Annotated in this window: 15 protein-coding genes; all 15 read left to right on the forward strand. The window is 69.5% G+C overall.

Going from position 1 to position 16,985, the window contains the following annotated elements; genetic code table 11:
• Positions 1-120 precede the first annotated feature (120 nt).
• A complete protein-coding gene (locus OG912_RS37905; protein WP_327713676.1) occupies positions 121-957 on the forward strand; it encodes a hypothetical protein in 837 nt (278 codons plus the stop codon).
• Between the two features lie 116 nt (positions 958-1,073).
• Positions 1,074-1,322, forward strand: coding sequence for a hypothetical protein (locus OG912_RS37910; RefSeq protein ID WP_327713677.1), 249 nt, complete (start codon positions 1,074-1,076; stop codon positions 1,320-1,322).
• On the forward strand, positions 1,319-2,350 hold the full coding sequence (locus tag OG912_RS37915) for a conjugal transfer protein (RefSeq protein WP_327713678.1): 1,032 nt from the start codon (positions 1,319-1,321) through the stop codon (positions 2,348-2,350). The genes OG912_RS37910 and OG912_RS37915 overlap by 4 nt, the downstream gene beginning before the upstream one ends.
• Positions 2,347-2,661: a hypothetical protein gene (locus OG912_RS37920; protein ID WP_327713679.1), complete on the forward strand. Its 315-nt coding sequence runs from the start codon at positions 2,347-2,349 to the stop codon at positions 2,659-2,661. The genes OG912_RS37915 and OG912_RS37920 overlap by 4 nt, the downstream gene beginning before the upstream one ends.
• Positions 2,658-2,807 carry a hypothetical protein gene (locus tag OG912_RS37925; protein WP_327713680.1) on the forward strand — a complete coding sequence of 50 codons (150 nt, stop codon included), beginning with the start codon at positions 2,658-2,660 and terminating at the stop codon, positions 2,805-2,807. The genes OG912_RS37920 and OG912_RS37925 overlap by 4 nt, the downstream gene beginning before the upstream one ends.
• 77 nt (positions 2,808-2,884) lie before the next feature.
• Positions 2,885-3,448, forward strand: coding sequence for a hypothetical protein (locus tag OG912_RS37930; RefSeq protein WP_327713681.1), 564 nt, complete (start codon positions 2,885-2,887; stop codon positions 3,446-3,448).
• Between the two features lie 6 nt (positions 3,449-3,454).
• Positions 3,455-6,049, forward strand: coding sequence for an ATP-binding protein (locus OG912_RS37935; protein ID WP_327713682.1), 2,595 nt, complete (start codon positions 3,455-3,457; stop codon positions 6,047-6,049).
• Between the two features lie 104 nt (positions 6,050-6,153).
• The gene (locus OG912_RS37940; protein WP_327713683.1) at positions 6,154-8,640 is read left to right on the forward strand and encodes a hypothetical protein; all 2,487 of its coding nucleotides are present in this window, start codon (positions 6,154-6,156) and stop codon (positions 8,638-8,640) included.
• On the forward strand, positions 8,637-9,749 hold the full coding sequence (locus tag OG912_RS37945; RefSeq protein ID WP_327713684.1) for a C40 family peptidase: 1,113 nt from the start codon (positions 8,637-8,639) through the stop codon (positions 9,747-9,749). The genes OG912_RS37940 and OG912_RS37945 overlap by 4 nt, the downstream gene beginning before the upstream one ends.
• Positions 9,750-10,795: 1,046 nt before the next feature.
• Positions 10,796-11,287: a hypothetical protein gene (locus tag OG912_RS37950; protein ID WP_327713685.1), complete on the forward strand. Its 492-nt coding sequence runs from the start codon at positions 10,796-10,798 to the stop codon at positions 11,285-11,287.
• Complete coding sequence (locus OG912_RS37955; RefSeq protein WP_327713686.1) at positions 11,284-13,557, forward strand: hypothetical protein; 2,274 nt, start codon at positions 11,284-11,286, stop codon at positions 13,555-13,557. Before OG912_RS37950 ends, OG912_RS37955 begins: the two co-directional genes overlap by 4 nt.
• Complete coding sequence (locus OG912_RS37960; RefSeq protein WP_327713687.1) at positions 13,557-14,495, forward strand: replication-relaxation family protein; 939 nt, start codon at positions 13,557-13,559, stop codon at positions 14,493-14,495. Before OG912_RS37955 ends, OG912_RS37960 begins: the two co-directional genes overlap by 1 nt.
• Positions 14,496-14,948: 453 nt before the next feature.
• Positions 14,949-15,398 (forward strand): secreted protein/lipoprotein, encoded by a 450-nt coding sequence (locus tag OG912_RS37965; protein ID WP_327713688.1) that lies wholly within the window; start codon positions 14,949-14,951, stop codon positions 15,396-15,398.
• Positions 15,399-15,793: 395 nt separating this feature from the next.
• Entirely contained in the window at positions 15,794-16,255 is a 462-nt protein-coding gene (locus OG912_RS37970; protein WP_327713689.1) for an ATP/GTP-binding protein, read from the forward strand.
• A 38-nt stretch (positions 16,256-16,293) separates the two neighbouring features.
• Positions 16,294-16,983: an SAF domain-containing protein gene (locus OG912_RS37975; RefSeq protein ID WP_327713690.1), complete on the forward strand. Its 690-nt coding sequence runs from the start codon at positions 16,294-16,296 to the stop codon at positions 16,981-16,983.
• Positions 16,984-16,985: the final 2 nt, after the last annotated feature.

The raw sequence follows: 16,985 nt of genomic DNA on the forward strand, positions 1-16,985 counted from the left end.
CGGGTCTTGAGTGGGTCGGCATTTGGGCAACCTTCTGACCGGCGCATTCGGGGGTTTGGGTCAGCGATCGGGTCAGGGGCGCTGAGCAGCATTCACGACATCACCTGAACGGGAGTTGTCGTGAATGGAACACGGGTCTTTGAGTCGCTGAATGCCGAGTGGGCGCTGGTCTGCGCCGAGTCCGAGCCTGGCGAGAGGGTGCTGGGCTGGCTGCAGGAGAGCGGAGTACTGCTCGGCGAGTGCGCGGCCGGCGGTCTCGGGGATGTGCTGGGCGAGTTGGAGCGCCGGGACCGGGCGCAGGGGCGTGTGCACAGTGACCGGTGGCTGCGGGTGCTCCTGGAGCGGGCTGCTGGTGAGGGTGCTGGGGCGTTGCTTGCGGCGCGGGTGGTGGTGCAGGCGATGGTGCCGGGTGCGGTGCGGTTGACGCAGCGGTTGCGGGCCGGCCGGGATTTCGACGAGGTCGGGCAGGTTGTCGCTGCTTGCTTGTATCAGGTGGTGCGGCGGTATCCGCTGCGGCGGACGGGCGGGGTGGCGGCAAATCTCCTGTTGGAGACGCTGCATCTGGCGAGCCGTGAGCTGAAGGCGGAGGCGGCCGAATTGAACGCGGTGCCGTGGCAGTCGGCCCCTGATTCGGCGGTCGTGGCCGGTGATTTGGTGGCGGCGGACGATCCGGCGGCCGCGGCCTGGCAGACGGTCCTTGGACAGCATGCCGTGGCGGCCGGGCTGGTGCAGGACGACGAGACCGCGGACGATGCGCTGGTCGAGCTGCTGGTGTGGGCCGTGGCCGTCGGACGGCTGGATGGGGAGCGGGCCCGGGCGATCGTAAAGGAGTCCCGGGCCGGTGCCCAGGCGAGCGCGGAGCAGGGCGGTGTGTCTGCGGTTGCGTGGCGGCAGCGGCGCAGCCGGACCGTGCGGCAGCTGCGGGCGGTCGCGGATGAGTGGGTGCAGGCGGCGTGATGAAGGTTCCTGAAAAATCTCCGCTTTGGCTGTCACATCTGGCATCCGGCCGCTCCTTGAGTCAGGTGTGTGGCGGAACTGCTGCTGCACCCGGGCTTGGAAGGGGTGGGCGGGACATGACGGATCCGATGCTCGTAGCGGAGGACGGTGCGGATATCGCGCTGCTGATGCGAGCGCACCGTCGGCTGCGAGATCTGGCGGTGCAGCTGGAGTTGGCCCCGTTCGCTGAGCAGACAGCGGCTTCCATGCGGGCCTATCTCGATGAGGAGGCGGAGACGGCGCAATCGGCGTTTGCCCGCTGGGTCGCGCTGCCGCAAGAGGTACGGGACAGGGCGGCAGCGCGGGTTCGGCAGGAGCAGCTGTGAGGCGCCGCAAGGAGTACGACGCGGAGGATGTGCTGCCGGCCGAGGCGGGTGGGTGGGCCCTGGGTTCTCTGGGTGCTGCGGCGAACACGGTGACGGTGCTCCGTCGCACTGCCTGGGTGCTGATGGTGGCTGGGCCGGTTCTGGCCGTTTGGGCGATCGTGTCCCGGCCCTCCGTGACGGTGTCCGCGGCTCCGGTGCGTCAGGAGCAGCCTGCGGCGGGGCAGCCGGCGGGGCCGGGCGGGTTCGCCGAGCTGTTCGTGAGCGCGTACCTCGCGGCTGGGCAGGGGACCGAGGATTCTCTGGCGCCGTTCCTGCCGAATGCGCGTGAGGTGAGCCTGACTGCTGATCCGGGGGTGCAGCGGGCGCAGGAGCTCGCGGCGGTGCGGGTGCGGCTCGTCTCCCCAGGGTACTGGTCGGTGACCGTGGGAGCCCGGGTGGTCCCTGTCGGGGCCGCGGACGGGAAGAAGAAGGTGGAGCCGGGCGAAGCTCAGGTGGGGCCTGTGCTGCGGTACTTCCAGGTCCCGGTCCGGACCGGGGAGGGTGGCGCCCTGGCGGCGGCCGCGCTCCCGGCCGAGGTGGGCGCGCCGCTGTCCGGTGGGGCTCCGTCGCTGGCGTACGGGCAGGTTGTTCCGGTTCGGGGTTCCGATCCGGCCTCGCAGACGCTCACCGGGTTCTTCGCCGCGTATCTCGCGAGCAGCGGCCAGCTCGATCGCTACCTGTCCCCCGGCACGGCGGTGGCTGCGGTGTCGCCCGCGCCGTACGCCCAGGTTGAGGTGGCGCAGCTCGCCGAGGTCGGCACGAACGACCCGGGCAGCGCCGATCAGCAGGCCGCTCCTGCGGTGGGCGGTGCGCGCAGGGAGCTCCTCGTCGATGTCAACGCGTCCGATGCCAGCGGGCAGAAGCGGCCGCTTACGTACGCCATCACGATCGCTGCGCGGGACGGGCGCTGGGAAATCGCGTCCGTGGACGGAAACCCGGTGCTGAGTAAGTCACAGGCTCCGGCCGAGAAGAAGGAGACCTCGCAATGACGTATGTGACGTTGGCCGTGCTCGATGACCTCGATGCCCTCACCGCGAAGGGAACAGGGATCCTGGCCGGGACGGTGATGGGCTTCCTGTGCGTGTTGGCGGTGGTGCGTACCTATTTCAAGACGGATTCCGTGATCGCTGCCGGGATGGCCTTCATTGGTGCTGTTGCTCTGTGGTTCGCGGTGATGAACGCGACGGTGTTCCGCGACAGCGTCGGAGTGGACATCGCTCCGACCGGGTCCGCCAAGACCGCCGGTGCGGACCGGGTCGTGGTCCAGGTCGTCGATCCCGCACCGGGTGACCTGCGGTGACTGAAATCGTCGCGGGCTGCGCCGCATTGCTGTTCGCTCGGTTCGCAGTGTCGTACGCCTGGGCCAGGATCCGGTCCCTGTTGTGCTCGGGTGCGGTGCTCGTCGGCGCAGTTTCGCTGTGGCAGATGGTCGGTGGGCTGCGGTGAGCGGCACTGGTGCGGTGCCACCGGCAGCGGAGTTGCTGATCGGTCGCTCGTATACGCGGGCGCGGCGTCATCCGCTGATGATCGGGAAGTGGCCGGGTGGCCGGGGGCGGATCTGGGGCGGTCCGTACACGGTGGCGCAGGTGGTGGTCCTGGCCGTGTCGCTGGCCGGGCTGGTGCTGACCCGTGGTGTGTGGGCGCGATTCGGGCTGCTCAACTTCGTCATCGCGTTGGGGCTGCCCTACGGGCTGTCTCTGCTGGTGCGCCATGTGCAGGTCGACGGTCGTAGCCCGCTCTCGGCCGCCGCAAGCGGGATCGGGTTGCTGACGAGACCGGCCGCGGGCCGGCTGGGAGGGCGCCCTCTGCGGGCCCTTCGGGGCCGCCATCAGCTGATCGGCGTCTGCTCCCTGTCGTGGGCACCAGGGTCGTCACGGCCGGGGGCCCCCCGCCGCGCGGAGGGCCCGGCCCGGGTGGCGAAGCCTTCTAGGCCGGTCGGTTCGGCGGGCTTCAGGCAGCCGAGCAGCGGCCCTGTGGCCGGGGCGGGGAGGCGGCCGGTGTCGGTCGCCGCGGCGCTGGTCGCCGCTCGTCGCAGTGACAGCCAACCCGGTATGAGCGAAGCGCAACAAGCACAGCGAGGGGTGTGATCTGCGATGCGGATGCCGATCCGGCATGTGGCCGGGAATGTGATGTGGACCGTGCACGGTCAGGTGTGGGCGGTGTACCGGGTGGCGGGGGCGGATGCTGCGCACGCTTCACGGCGGGCGAAGGAGCAGCGGCTGGGGCAGTTGGAGGCGCTGGTCAAGGCGCTCAAGGGCGATTCGATGCTGCTGAGCCTGTGCCCTGCTGTTGATCCGGCGGGGGTGGTCGCGAAGATGACGGCGGGGATCGACATGGTGGCCTCTCCCCGCTACCGGCAGGCGACGGCTGTACTGCGGGAGCAGCTGGATCAGCTGGAGTTGACGGGGCGCACCGACTGGCTGGCGGTTCCGCTGCCGATGGGGCGGGGTGAGTCGGTGCGTGAGGTCTTCGCGGCGGCGCGGGCGGATGTGGCGTTGCAGCTGGGGTTGCTGCCGCGTCCGGTGTCCGCGCGGGAGGAGGACGAGCGCCTGGCGCAGGCGCAGCGGATGGCGTCGGTGTGGCCGGCGGGTATTGCCCTGCGTGAGGCGACGACGGCCGAGGTGCTGTGGATCTACGGGCACAGTGCGCGTCGCGGTGTGCTGGAGCCAGTGCTGCCGGAGGGTGCGGGTCCTCGGATGCGGGGGCGGGGGCGGGGTGCGGCGGCGCTCGGGCAGGTGGTGCTCGCCGAGGGCGGGAATCTGCTGGAGGAACTGGATGCGGGCGCGGGTGGGGAGGTTGGTCCCGGCCGGGGGCGTGCGGGCCGTGGGAAGGGGGTGCGGGGGAATCCGTTCGCGCGGCGGTGGCTGGAGGCGACGACGGAGTGGGGGCCGTCGTATCAGGTGATGCTGGCGTTGTCCGAGATGCCTGAAGCGTTCGCGTTCCCCGGGTCGGAGTACCTGACGTCGCTGGACGCGTTCTCTTTCCCGGTGGACTGGGTGGTGCGTCTGCACGTTTCCTCCGGTGCCGAGGCGGAGGCCAAGACGCGGCGGCAGGCCAACGAGCTGGCCAATCAGTACAACGAGCTGCATAACGAGAACACCGGGACCGGTGTCCCGGCCACCGTGGACAAGGCGGTGGGCGGGCTGGAGGAGTTCCGCGAGCGGCTGACCGCGTCGCGGACCGAGGTCGAGGTCCGGGCCATGACCACCTTGTGTGTATGGGGCGGTACGCCTGAGGAGGCCGAGCGGCGGGCCGGTGAGATCACTGGGTACTTCGGCGGCAACGAGTACTCCTTCGTCGCGCCGCGCGGCGAGCAGGAGAACCTCTGGTACGGGATGCTCCCGGGCACGCGGACCCCGCAGGTGATGGCCCAGTATGCGCAGTATCTGGTCGCGAAGGACTTCGCGATGACCGGCCCGTTCTCGGGCCAGGGGCTCGGCGACAGTACGGGGCCGTTGTTCGGGCTGCAGCTGGCCGGCGGCGGCGTGAGGCCGGTACTGACGGACTGGGAGCGCGGCCCGAGGGAGAACACCTCGGCGACCGCGGCATTCATCGGGGAGCTCGGCGCCGGCAAGACGACCGCAATGAAGGCGGCCGTGTACTCCGTGCTCGCCGCCGGGCGCCGTACGCGTGGCGGGTCCAGGCGCGGCCGCGTGGTGATCGTGGACCGCACGCCGCGTCAGGAGTGGCTGCGCTACGCCCAGGCGTGCCCGGGTGAGACCGAGTGCATCACCATCGACGACCACGCCACCGTCTCCCTCGACCCGCTGCGCACATTCAAAGGGCGGGAGGCGCAGCGGTTCACCGAGTCGTTTCTGACGCTGTTGCTGGGGCTGGCGCCGATGAGTGATGAGGGCATCGCCCTGTCCGAGGCGGTCGAGTCGGTGCTGGCCGAGCCTCGTCCCTCGATGCGGGTCCTGGTCGAGGAGCTCACCAACCGTGGTGCGTCCGGGGACCCGCATTCGGCGATGGCGGCCCGCCGCTTGTCCGCGGTGCGGCGCAAGGACCTGGCCCGGTCCGTGTTCGACGAGTCCCTGCCCGTGGTCCGCGGCTCGTCTGCTGATGCGCTGGTGTTCTCGGTGTCCTCGCTCACGCTGCCTACCAAGAGCGAACTGAGCGGTGGCCGGCTGGACAGGCTGGAGTTCGAGAAGGTCTTCGGGCGTGCGGTGATGTATCTGATCGCTGCCCTGTGCCGGAAGATCGTGTACGCGGACCTGGACGAGTTCGCGCTGGTGGTGTGGGACGAGTGCTGGTGGCTGACGTCGAGCCCCGAAGGCCTCGCCCTGGCGCTGGAGCTGGTGCGGGATGGCCGTAAGCACGGCGCCGGCGCCCTGTTCGGTGCGCATGACGACGAGGACATCGGCTCGGCCGATACGGAGGACGGGCAGATTCTGCGCGGCCTGATCCCCCGCAAGTTCGTTTTCCGGCACACCGATACCAACCTCGCCCGCCGGGCGCTGGCGTTCCTGGGGTGTAACCCGGACGACGAGGACCTTCTGGCGCTGGTCACGAGCGGGCTCTCGCCAAACAGCCCGGACCTGGACGAAGAGGAACGGGCTGCGCGGGCCGGTGAGTGCCTGCACCGCGATCTGACCGGCCGGATCGGCGCGATGCAGGTGTCGCTGCCCGCCGACGAGCAGGCCGTTGCTCACATCCATTCCCAGCCCATGACAAGCACCGCGGCATGAGCAGCCGGGCCGCCGTACGGGTGGGAAGACCGATAGCACCGTGCCGCGGCCGGTGGGTGCGTGTGTGGCAGGGGGTGCGGCGGTGGCTGCGCCCCGGGCGCAGCATGGTTGCCGGGCTGGTGCTGCTGGCTCTGTCGTGCCTGACGTCGCTGGTACTGGCCACCGTGTCGGCCACCGCCGCCCCGACACCCCCGCCCGGTCCGACACCTTCGGTGGGCCCGACGCTGCCTCACCCCGGAAACCCGCTCAATCCGAGCCCCCTCGTACCGAATCCGGGCGCCTCGGCCGATCCGGAGGACTCCCCTCTGGTCAAGGACGCGAAGAAGGAGGCCAAGAGGAAGGAGAAGGCCGCCCGGTCCGCGTTCGACAAGAGGGTCGCGAAGTACAAGAAGGAGCGGGCTGCGCAGGGCGGGGTGTTGTCCGCGTTCGAGGTGACCGACCGGGACGGGAATCCGGTCAGTTCCTACCGCATCTACGCCGACACCGGGGACTGGAACGACTGGGACCTGAGCGTGGAGGGGTTCCTCGTCGAAATGACGTTCCTCGGCAACAAGTGGCTCGTCAGTTTCGCGTGCTTCCTCATCTCCTGGAGTCTGTCGTTCTCCCTTGCCGGGCTCATGCTGAAGCCGGCACTGCAGGTGTCCTCCTCACTGTATGGAGGGGCCGTCGTGCAGCTGGGGCTGCCGACCTTGTTCCTGACGTTCACGATGGTCGTCGCATCGTGGCATCTGCTGTTCGGGAACCGGGTCCGTGGCTGGGGCGAGATGGCGGCGGCCCTGGTCATTTCCGCGCTCGCGCTCGGCGCTTTGGCCTCGCCCCCGCAGCTCCTGCTGAGCAAGGACACCGGAGTCGTGGGCACCGTACGGGCCCTTGCTGTGGAAACGGCTGCGCTGGTTCTGGACAAGGAAGCCATCGACACGAGCCGGCCGACCACTGACAGCGGATGGGAGAAGAGGGCGACCGGCGGGAGTGTGGGGGCACAGGTCCGCTCCGCTCCGAGCGCGCTTGCCCGGCCCATCACCGACGCGCTGGTCGACGCGTTCGTGGCCCGGCCGGCGATGCTCCTGTCCTACGGGCAGACCTTCGAGGGGGCCTGTGGGAAGAAGTTCCGCGATTCACGGATCCAGCAGGCCGTCTTCGACCAGCTCGTGAACGAGAAGATGGACAAGGGCAAGTCCTTCCTCAAGGACCTGCCCGGGTTCGGGATCGCGATGCCCGACAGCGTCAAGAACTGGATGGTCGACACCACCGTTGACGTCGCGACCTCACAGATCCTGGAGCAGGTCCAAGGGGCCGGCCCGGTCAAGGCATTCGAGAAGGAATGCGTCCCGCAGGCCGGTGCGCTGAAAAAGGCGTCGATGGACAAGGTCGGCGGCGCCCTGTTCATGCTGTTGGCCGCGTTCCTCACCTGCGCGTTCATCATCGTGCTGGACTGCGGATTCCTCTTCGCCCAGGTACAGATCGCCATCGAGGCGATGATCGCGAAAGTGGCGCTTGCTGCCGGGATCCTGCCCGGCCCGGGCCGGGCCTGGCTGTGGGACAGGGCCGCTGCCATCGCCCGCGCCCTGGCGCTGATGCTCGCCTGCGTCGTCTCGCTCGCCGTGTTCATCGTCGTCGTCAACACGGTGCTGAACACGCCGGAGAGCGACCTGCCCGGCGGGCTCACGGTGCGGTTCATCGTGCTGGACGGTGTATGCGTCGCCGCGTTCATCTACCGCAAGAAACTCGCCCGCTCCACCTGCGGGATCGTCGCCCGCACCCGCCACCGCCTGGGCAACAGCCCGCTCGGTGGCGAGGTCTCCCCCGCCTCCGTCACCCCGCCGCGCCGCACAGGCCTCGGCAAGGGACTGCTGCTCGGCGGGCTGATGCTGGGTGCCGCGGCCGCCACCGGCGGAACCAGTGCCGTCCTCGGCGGCGCCGGCCGGATCGGATCCACCCGGCTCACAGCGCGCCTCGGCGGCCGGCTCGCCCGCGGCGGCGGCCGCGCCGTCGCCGGGCTGACGAAGCTCACCGGCCGTACCGTCCAGGCAGGCGCCAAGGGCACCGTGAAGGCCGGGGTTCTCGGACTCAAAGCCACCATCGGACTGCCCGTGTACGGGCCGCGTGCCGCCCGCAGGGTCGGCGCCGCCGCGACCGCTCTACCCGGCCAGGCAGCCGGCCGGGTCACCAGCGCCGTACAGACCGTCCAGCAAAGCACCCAGGCTCTGAACCGCGGCTATGTCCAGCCCGCTCTGCAGCTCGGCGGGGAGGGCTGGCACAACATGCGTTCCCTCGGCCGGATCGTCCGCGGCCAGCCGGGCCTCGGCCGGTACACCCCACCGCGGCCCCCCAACCGGCCGACCACACCCCGCCGCACACCGGTTCCTCGGCCCACCACACCACCCGCCCCCGTGATCGCACCGGCCCGCCGGCGCCGCCCCGCCCCGCCCCGCGTCGCACAGCCGCCCGCCAGCACCGCGCAGGCACTGCTGCAGCAGCGCCTGCACCGCATCCGCCAGGCCAACACCACCACTGCCCCGCCCACCCCCACGCTTCCGCCCACGCCCCGGCCCCGGCCCCGGCGTGCACCTCGCCGCCCGGGCCGGCCATGAACAACACGTACAAGATGCTGCTCGGCTCCGCCGGCTGCCTCGTACCAGCAGTGACCGTGCTCGGCCTCCTGATCCTGTTCATCTCCGCCGTCGCCAACGGGGCCACCGGCCACGAAGATGACCACCCAGCCGTCGCCGCAAGCCCTGGCGGCGCCCCGAGCACCGTCCCCGGAATCAACCCCGTCATGTTGTCCGCCTACACCCGCGCCGCCGCCAGTACCCGCACGGTGCGGCCGAAGTGCACCGGCATGCGCTGGTCCGTCATCGCCGGCATCGGCAAGGTCGAGTCCAACCACGCAGCGGGCCGCACCATCGCCGTCAACGGCGACATCACCCCACGGATCCTCGGCGTGCGGCTCAACGGCTCCGGAATCGGCGGGAACACCAGTTCCTTCACCGACACCGACCGCGGCCAGCTCGACGGCGACACCGCCTACGACCGGGCAGTCGGCCCGATGCAGTTCCTGCCCTCCACCTGGAACGGACCCAGCGGACAGGACGGCAACAACGACGGCATCAAGAACCCGCACAACGCGTTCGACGCCGCGCTCGGCACCGCCGTATACCTGTGCGGCATCGGGACTACCGATCTGTCCCGGCCCGACCAGCTCCGCAAGGCCGTCTACCGCTACAACCACTCCGACACGTACGTGGACGACGTCACCGGTCACATCACCGAGTACGACCAAATCCCCGCCACCAAAGCGGGCGCGCCGATGACCGCGACCGGCCGGGCCGGCGCCGTCATCAACGCCGCCCTCGCCGAACGAGGAACCCCCTATGTCTGGGGCGGCGGCAGCACCACCGGCCCCACCAAGGGCGGCTACGACTGCTCGGGCCTCATGCTCTACGCCTTCCACCAGGGCGCGGGCATCACGCTCCCCCGCACCTCCCAGCAGATGCGGAACTCCGGAACCCGCATCGCCCGCGCCGACATCCAGCCCGGCGACCTCATCGTCATCAACAACAACGGGAACTGGGGACACGTCGGCCTCTACACCGGCAACAACACCATGATCCACGCACCAAGACCCGGCAAGACCGTGGAAACCACCCCCACAACCGGCTACTGGGCCAAATACGACTGGGACGTACGCCGCGTCCTGTGAGGTGTTACGCAGCCGAAATGACTGCTAGATCAATCCGAGTCGTCTCCAACGACTACGGCTGTGGGTAGCCCTCGTCGGACATGCAGTCCGTGAATGCCTTCTGCCGCTGGGACGAGGAATACCCGTCCGTGAGCGCGTCTATCGTCGGGTCGGCATCGTTGGATTCAGGCCATGCTTCGCCTGCCAGTTCTGTGCAGTACGCGCGGGCTTGGAGGACCGTCATCGGCGTGGCCCCGGAATCGCTCGGCTCGACAACGGGCACGGTAGCGGGCAGAGCGTCCTGCCCATTCTTGCCGTTCCTTCCCGCCGGGCCCGCAATCCCTCGGGGACCAGGCACTCCTTGGGGGCCCGTCTCACCGCGGGGGCCAGGCGTCCTGCCTGCCGCTTCGAGATCGTTGATCTGCTGCTGTTGCACGATGATCGCTGCGCCTTGTGCAGCGAAGAGCGCGCAAGCGGTAACGATGCCTATGCGGGTGAGAAGCCGGCGTCGAGTTGCCGGTCTGCCAGAGTCCCCGGATTCCATGGTCCCCCCAGGTCTAGGTATGGGGCGACAGCATATGAGAGCGGCGTGGTGGCTACTCGCGTGGGGCATATCGTCCGCCGCTGCTGCCCCCTCGAAATTACTGTCGGCTTCGCTGTCACGTTTCGGGCCGGTGGACTCCTTGTGTGGGTGAGAGGCGGCAACAGGCCTGCCCGGTGCGGGAGGTGCGTATGGCACGGCACACCACAGAGGTCCGGAATGAAGCACGGCACAGCCGACTGGATACGGGTGTCGAGACGGTGATCGGCCTGTGCGGGTGGCTCGTAGCAGTGGTGTTCGTGGTCGGGTTCATCCGCGGATGGTGGTGGGGCGGGGATCTGCACAGCCTTCCCTGGGGACTGGGAGACCCGGCTGCCCAGGCGGTCAACGAGCGGTGGGGCTGGCCGGCGGTGCCGGTCCTGGCCGCGGCGCTGGGAGCGGTATGCGCACGCTGGGCGTGGCTCGCTCTGGCTGACCTGGTGTGTGGGATAGATCCACGGGTCCGGCATCGCGGGTGGCGGCTGTGATGGGGCAGCTTTCGCCTGTCGGCGGCTTTGATCCGGGCTGGGTGCCGGAATCCCTGTGGGGTGACCGGTGGTGGGTGCTGGCCAATGCGGCGGCTGCGGCGTGCGTGTGGGGTTGTGCGCGGTGGTGGTGGATTCGGCGGGCTCGGGCCATGTTGCTGGATCGGTCGGTTGTTGCCCTGGTCCCGGCTGCGGGCTTTGACCCGTCGCTGGAGGAGATCGAGCGGCACGCGGCGCGGCTCGCGAGGGTTCCGGCGGTCGTGGGGTGGGCGCCGGAGCGGGCGGTGGGGGTGCGGATCCGGCTGTCCAGTGAGGAGGGCCGGCTGTCGTACCGGGTGGAGGGTCCCGGCCGGGCGGCGGCGCTGCTCAGGCTCCGGTCGTATCCCGATGTCGATGTCGTGGATCCCGGGGTGCGTCATGAGGTGTCCCGGATCCGGTTCGACGGAGTGCCGCCGCTCGGCAGTGACGATCACGATGGAGATGAGGACGAGTGACGATCCGGATGGAGAAGGCTTCGCGCGACGAGGTCGTCGGCGTGGATGAGCGTACGGGCGTTGAGGTGGACGAGGGCGGGGGCCGGTTGTACGTGGCGCGGGCGGAGCTGGTTCTGGCCCGGCCCGACCATCGTCAGCTGACGGCCGCCGGTCTGGATCCGGACCCGCTGCAGTTGATGGCGGCCGCGTGCGCTCATGCGGACAGTGAGCGCGGAGAGCACGTTGAGCTCGTCGTGGATCTGGTGCCGGTGGCCGGGCGGCGGGTGGCGCGGTGGCGGCGGCGGCTGGTGCGGCGTGCGCAGCAGCGTGGCCGATCAGCGTTCGGCGAGCAGCTGGCCGGCGGGGAGCGGGCGGGGGCAGGCGGGGGGCCTTGGTCCCAGGTCCTCGCGGGCCTGGGTGGGGGTGGTTCGCGTGGCCGGCAGGGCCGGAGTTCGGGTCGGGTTTCGCGGTCGTCGGATCTGGCCGAGGGGGTGGGGAAGTTCTTGCCGGGGGTGGATGCCCAGGTGTTCGCGGTGCAGGTGATGGTGCGGACGGTGGCTGCTCATCCGGCGCAGGCGCAGGGGTTGCTGCATCAGGTGATGGCGGTGATGGATGCGTGGTCGGGGGAGAACTGGTGGCGTCCGGTGGGGCCGCGGATGGGTACGTGGCGTCCGTACAGCAGTGTGTGGTGGCGCCGCAGGAGATTCGAGCGGCGTTTTACGTCGGGTGAGTTCGCGCCTTCGCGTCGTCAGTGGGTGACCTCGCGGGAGATTGCCGCGCTGCTCAAGCCGCCGTCGGTGCACTGCACGCCGACAAACGTGGTGCGTACCGGAGGTGTGGTGCCCTCGGCGCCGTCGCGGCTGCCGGAGTGGACCGGGCAGCGGGGTGTGGTGCCGCTGGGGCTGGTGACCGGCGCGGACGGGCGGGTGCGGCTGGGGGCTGTCCCGCAGGAGGATGTGCTGTTCGGCGCGAGCCTGGGACGGTCGGGTTTCGGGAAGTCGGAACAGGCTCTGCTCCAGGCGCTGACGCTGGGATATGCGGGGTTCGGGGTGTGGTTCCTGGATCCGCACGGTGCCGCGGTTCAGCGGGCGTTGCCGTATCTGACGCATCCGGCCATCGCCCACCGGGTGCAGCTCATTGATGTGAGCGTGAAGGATCCGGCGGCACGGATCGGGGCGTGGAACCCTCTGTCGATGGAGGGGCGGGACGCCACACAGGTGCAGGACGTGGTGGGCGCCTTGGTCGGTGGCCTGGCCTCGGCTCAGGGCTGGGGCGACCGGGCACCGCGGGCGCGGGCGATCCTGTCCCACGCTGTGCAGGTCCTGGCCCATCTCGCGCTGCTGATGTGCGAGCGGGGCCGGCCCGACCTGCAGCCCACCCTGTTCTCGATCACGCGGCTGCTGACGGATGAGCAGTGGCGGGCTCAGGTCCTGGAGCGGCTGCCGCGGCGGCTGTCGCGGTTCTGGCAGCAGACGTTCCCGAAGTACGAGGGCGGGGCGGTGCCGGTCGTGACGCAGATGCTGGAGCAGCTGGAGACCTCGGATTCCCTGCGGGCCTTCCTCGGGCAGCCCCGCTCCAGCTATGACGTGCGGGAGGCGATGGATCAGAACAAGATCGTGCTCCTGCGCTGCTCGGGAACCGGGGGCGGTGACCAGATCATCACGAGCCTGCTGCTGTTCGATCTGTTCCTGGCCGGGCTGTCCCGCGAGGGGGTGCCTCCCCAGGACCTGGAGACAATGTTCGCGTTCGCGGACGAGCTGACCGCGATCGACGGTGCTTCACGCGGGTATGTGGCCGCGATCCTGGAACAGCTGCGGAAGTACGAGGTCCGGCTGATGGGGCTCACGCAGATGGTGATGCGGCTGTCGGAGGAGACCCGGCAGGCCTTGATGCAGAACCAGTCCCTGCTGTCCGCCAGCGGGGCGGACAGCGGTGAGGCCGCCTTTGTCGCCAAGCGGCTGGCCGGTGTCGCGCCGGCAGTTCTGGAACAGCTCGCGAAGTACCAGTACGTGGTGTCAACGATGCTGAACGGGGAGAGGTCTTCTCCCTTCCGGGTGCGGGGGGTCGCGGTCCATCAGGTCCTGGCCGACTACCACCGCCCCGACCTCCTGCCCGCCCTGGACGACGCGATCGACCGCAGCCTGAGGCGCAGGCCCGTCGGTGAGATCCTGCGCGTCCTCGATGGGGACGACGGCCGGCTCCCCGGTCTGGACGACCTGCTGCTCACCCACCTCACCGGCCGCGCCCCGGCCGGCCCGGCCCGGACCGCCGGACGGAGCGAGGTCGCCTGATGTCCCTTGCCGCCGCCCAAGCCCGCCCGGCCGGTCTGTCCCGCATCGGACAGCAGCTGCTGCCGATCCTGTATCAGCACCGTCTCATCGCCACCGGCCAGCTCCACCGGCTCCTGACTCCGCACACCCGCCGCCCTGTGTACCTGCGGCGCCAGCTCGGCTACCTGCGCACGATGGGACTCGCAGAGTCCACCGACCGGCGCATCGGCCGGATGGGGCGCTGCGAACTGCTCTGGTACCTCACCCCGTTGGGCTACGAGGTCGTGGAGGCCAGTGACGAGGTGACCGCACGGGCGTATCGCATCAGCCCCAGAGCAGCCGCCTCCCAGCTCCAGGAGCACACGCTCGCAGTCGTCGACACCGGTATCGCGTTCTCCGAGTGGGCCGGCCGTCTCGGGGATGAGTGCGGTCCGCTGGACTGGGAGCCGGAACTCGCGCACCGTGTCCGCGACGGCGACAGCCGGCTCGGCGACGACGCGTTCCTCGTCCCGGACGCGGTACTGCGCTACACCCGCACCACAGCAGAGGGCCGGCGCCAGCTCCTGACGTTCTTCCTCGAAATCGACCGGGCCACCATGCAGGTCGCCCGGCTCGGCCGGAAGCTCGGTACATACGCCCGCTACGCCTCCTACGCACCGCAGCCGCCAGGACGCCGTCAGCAGGCAAGTACCCGAGAGGCATGGCGCGAGCGATATCCCGCGCTCCCCCGCCTCCTGATCGTCCTGTCCGGAGCGTCTGACCGGGTCCTGCAGCGCCGGGCCGAGGACCTGCAGGCGCTGGCATCCGCCAACCCCCACATCGAGGGAAGCCAGCTGCGCGCCGGAATCACCACCGCCGAGCTCCTCGAAAGGCACGGCCCATTCGCACCGATTGTCACTCCGGTCATGGGCCCTCCGGAGCCAACTAACGTACTCCTCGCCCCGTTTCCGGGAGCCTGATCGCATGCAGCAGAAGCGGTATTGCTGACGTATCGACATTTTCCCGCCGACCGGGATCGCCGCCCATTCCTCATCAACCCCTTCGGGTCTGCGTGGAGTTCGATGGGCAGTTGTACCGGTATACGACGCCTCGTAGATCTCAACTATAGGAACGGGCTGGGTTGGTGGAGCAACTTTGCGTAACCTGACATCCGACCGAGAGGTTGGTTTACGAGAGCACAGGCGGCCGAGAGGGCCCCTATGCGAACAATCATGCAGTTCGGGGGCGTTATGGCATATGCACTGGGAGGCTCGGTGGCTCAGCAGGCACGACCGGCAAAGGCCGCAGTTCGCAAACGAAACCGTGCGAGTTCGGCAACCTTGCTCCTGGCTGCCTGCGTACTCCTATCCGCCACGGGCTGCGGATCTGACAAAGCCGATGACCAGAATGAATCCCCTACCCCCACTCCCTCGGTGGAGCAGCCGAGCAAGTCGGCAGACCCCTCCGAAGCAGCCAAGAACGAGGCTGTCTCCACGTACAAGAAGTACTGGAAGGCGCTGGAGCGGCTTTACGCAGACAGCCATGGGAATCCGGCCGCTCTGAAGCAGTACGCAGCCGGAGCTGCTCTGGCGGGTGCCACATCGGACGCCAAAAGCATGCACGCCAAGGGCAACATCATTACGGGCAACGTTGCCGTCGGCACTCCCACCGTCACCAAGGTCGACATCGACCGCAAGATTCCCAACGCCATGATCTCCAGCTGTCTGGACATCACCGACTGGACGGTTGTGGACAGCGCCACCAAGAAGGCGGCGACCCTGCCCTCGGACCGACTGACCCGGTACGTGGTGATCTCGACTGTCGAACGCTGGCCGAAGGGGTGGCGGGTCATCAAGGACGAGCCGCAGGGGCAGAAATGCTGAGCCGCTGTGTGGCCTCTGCCCTTGCCCTGGCCGCTCTCACGGTTCCCGGTACGGCCTACGCGCAGGATGGTCCGGGCGGAGGCGCAGACGACTGCGGACTCTACGTGTGCGTGACAGCTGAGGATCCCGGTGCTCCGGGCGAGAGCCGGCCTGCGGGCACTCGTAAGGGAGCGGGCAGAGCGGCGGGAGGCTCAAACGCGACCGAGAAGAAGACGTGTACGTACGAGCTCGCTGACCCGCAGCCTCCGTCGGGAAGTCTGGACTGGGAAGGGCATGAGCCGGGCGACGGCGCGGTGTACGAAAAAGCCTGCATGTACAACGGCGACGACAACTTCCGGATCCTGAGCATGGTGTGGGCGGCTGACCCTCCCGTGGCTCAGGTTGATCCTGCCGTCTTGGCTCAGCAGGCCGTGGACAAGATGCTGCTGAAGGGCCCGCGGATCGGTATCACTCCGAAGCCGGGCGGCAAGGGTGTAGTCGGTATGCCGGTCTACATGTGGACCGGCAAGGGGGCGGCGACGTACGGGCCGAACCAGGCCTCCGCCACGGCTGGAGCTGTCACCGTCACGGCCACTGCGAAGGTCAGCAAGATCGTGTGGACGATGGGGGACGGTACGGCCGTCACGTGCACGACCGCGGGGACGCCGTACAGCGCGGAGTACGGCAAGAAGCCGTCTCCGGACTGCGGCCACCGCTACACCCAGCCCTCCTCCTCCACCGAGTCCGGGAAGTACCACGTCACCGCGACGTCGACCTGGACGGTCGACTGGACCGGCGGCGGCCAGACCGGGCAGCTCACCGAGATCCGTGACAGCGCCGTGGACATCACCGTCGCTGAGGTCCAGGTCCTCAACTAACACGTTCTCTTTTGCAGAATTCCGAGAGGCAACACAGCATGGAGTCCCCCGCCGCACCGCCGGTGCCCCGGCCTGCCGCCCCGGCCCGCCCTGACATCCCCATCACCACAACGGCCCCGGTCAAGCGGGAGCGCCGTTGGTCAGTGGTCGCGCTCTGCATCGTCCTGGCGGCTGTCGCCGGGCTCGGCGCGGCGGCGGCGGTCACGTCGGCCAGCGATCGCACCCGGGTTCTTGCCGTCGCCCGGGATGTTCCGGCCGGGCAGGCGCTCACGGATGACGATCTCACCGTGGCGGAGGTGTCGGCCGATGCTCATCTCACGCCGGTCCCGGCCTCCGAGCGGGGCAGCATGGTCGGAAAGCGTCCCGCCGTGGACCTGCGCAGGGGCGGGCTGCTGACTGCCTCCCAGCTGTCCGCAGGCACTGGACTGGGCGATGACAAGCAGCAGGTGGGTGTGCAGGTCAAGCGGGGCCAGGCCCCGGCCGGCGCCCTGGCCCCCGGTGACAAGGTGCTCGCCGTCACCACCCCGGCCCAGGGCGAGCAGTCCGACGTCAAGGGCGCCGAGGCGCCTCCGTCGTCGATCAACGCTGTCGTGGTCTCCGTGTCCCGCCCGGACGCGTCCGGCACGATCGTGGTCAACCTCGCCGTCTCCCCCACCGACGGGCCACTGCTGGCGACCAGGGCGTCAACGGGGCGCATCGCTCTGGTCCGCGAACCGCGGGGCCACTGACG

This window comes from Streptomyces sp. NBC_00464 (assembly GCF_036013915.1).
GTDB lineage: Bacteria > Actinomycetota > Actinomycetes > Streptomycetales > Streptomycetaceae > Streptomyces.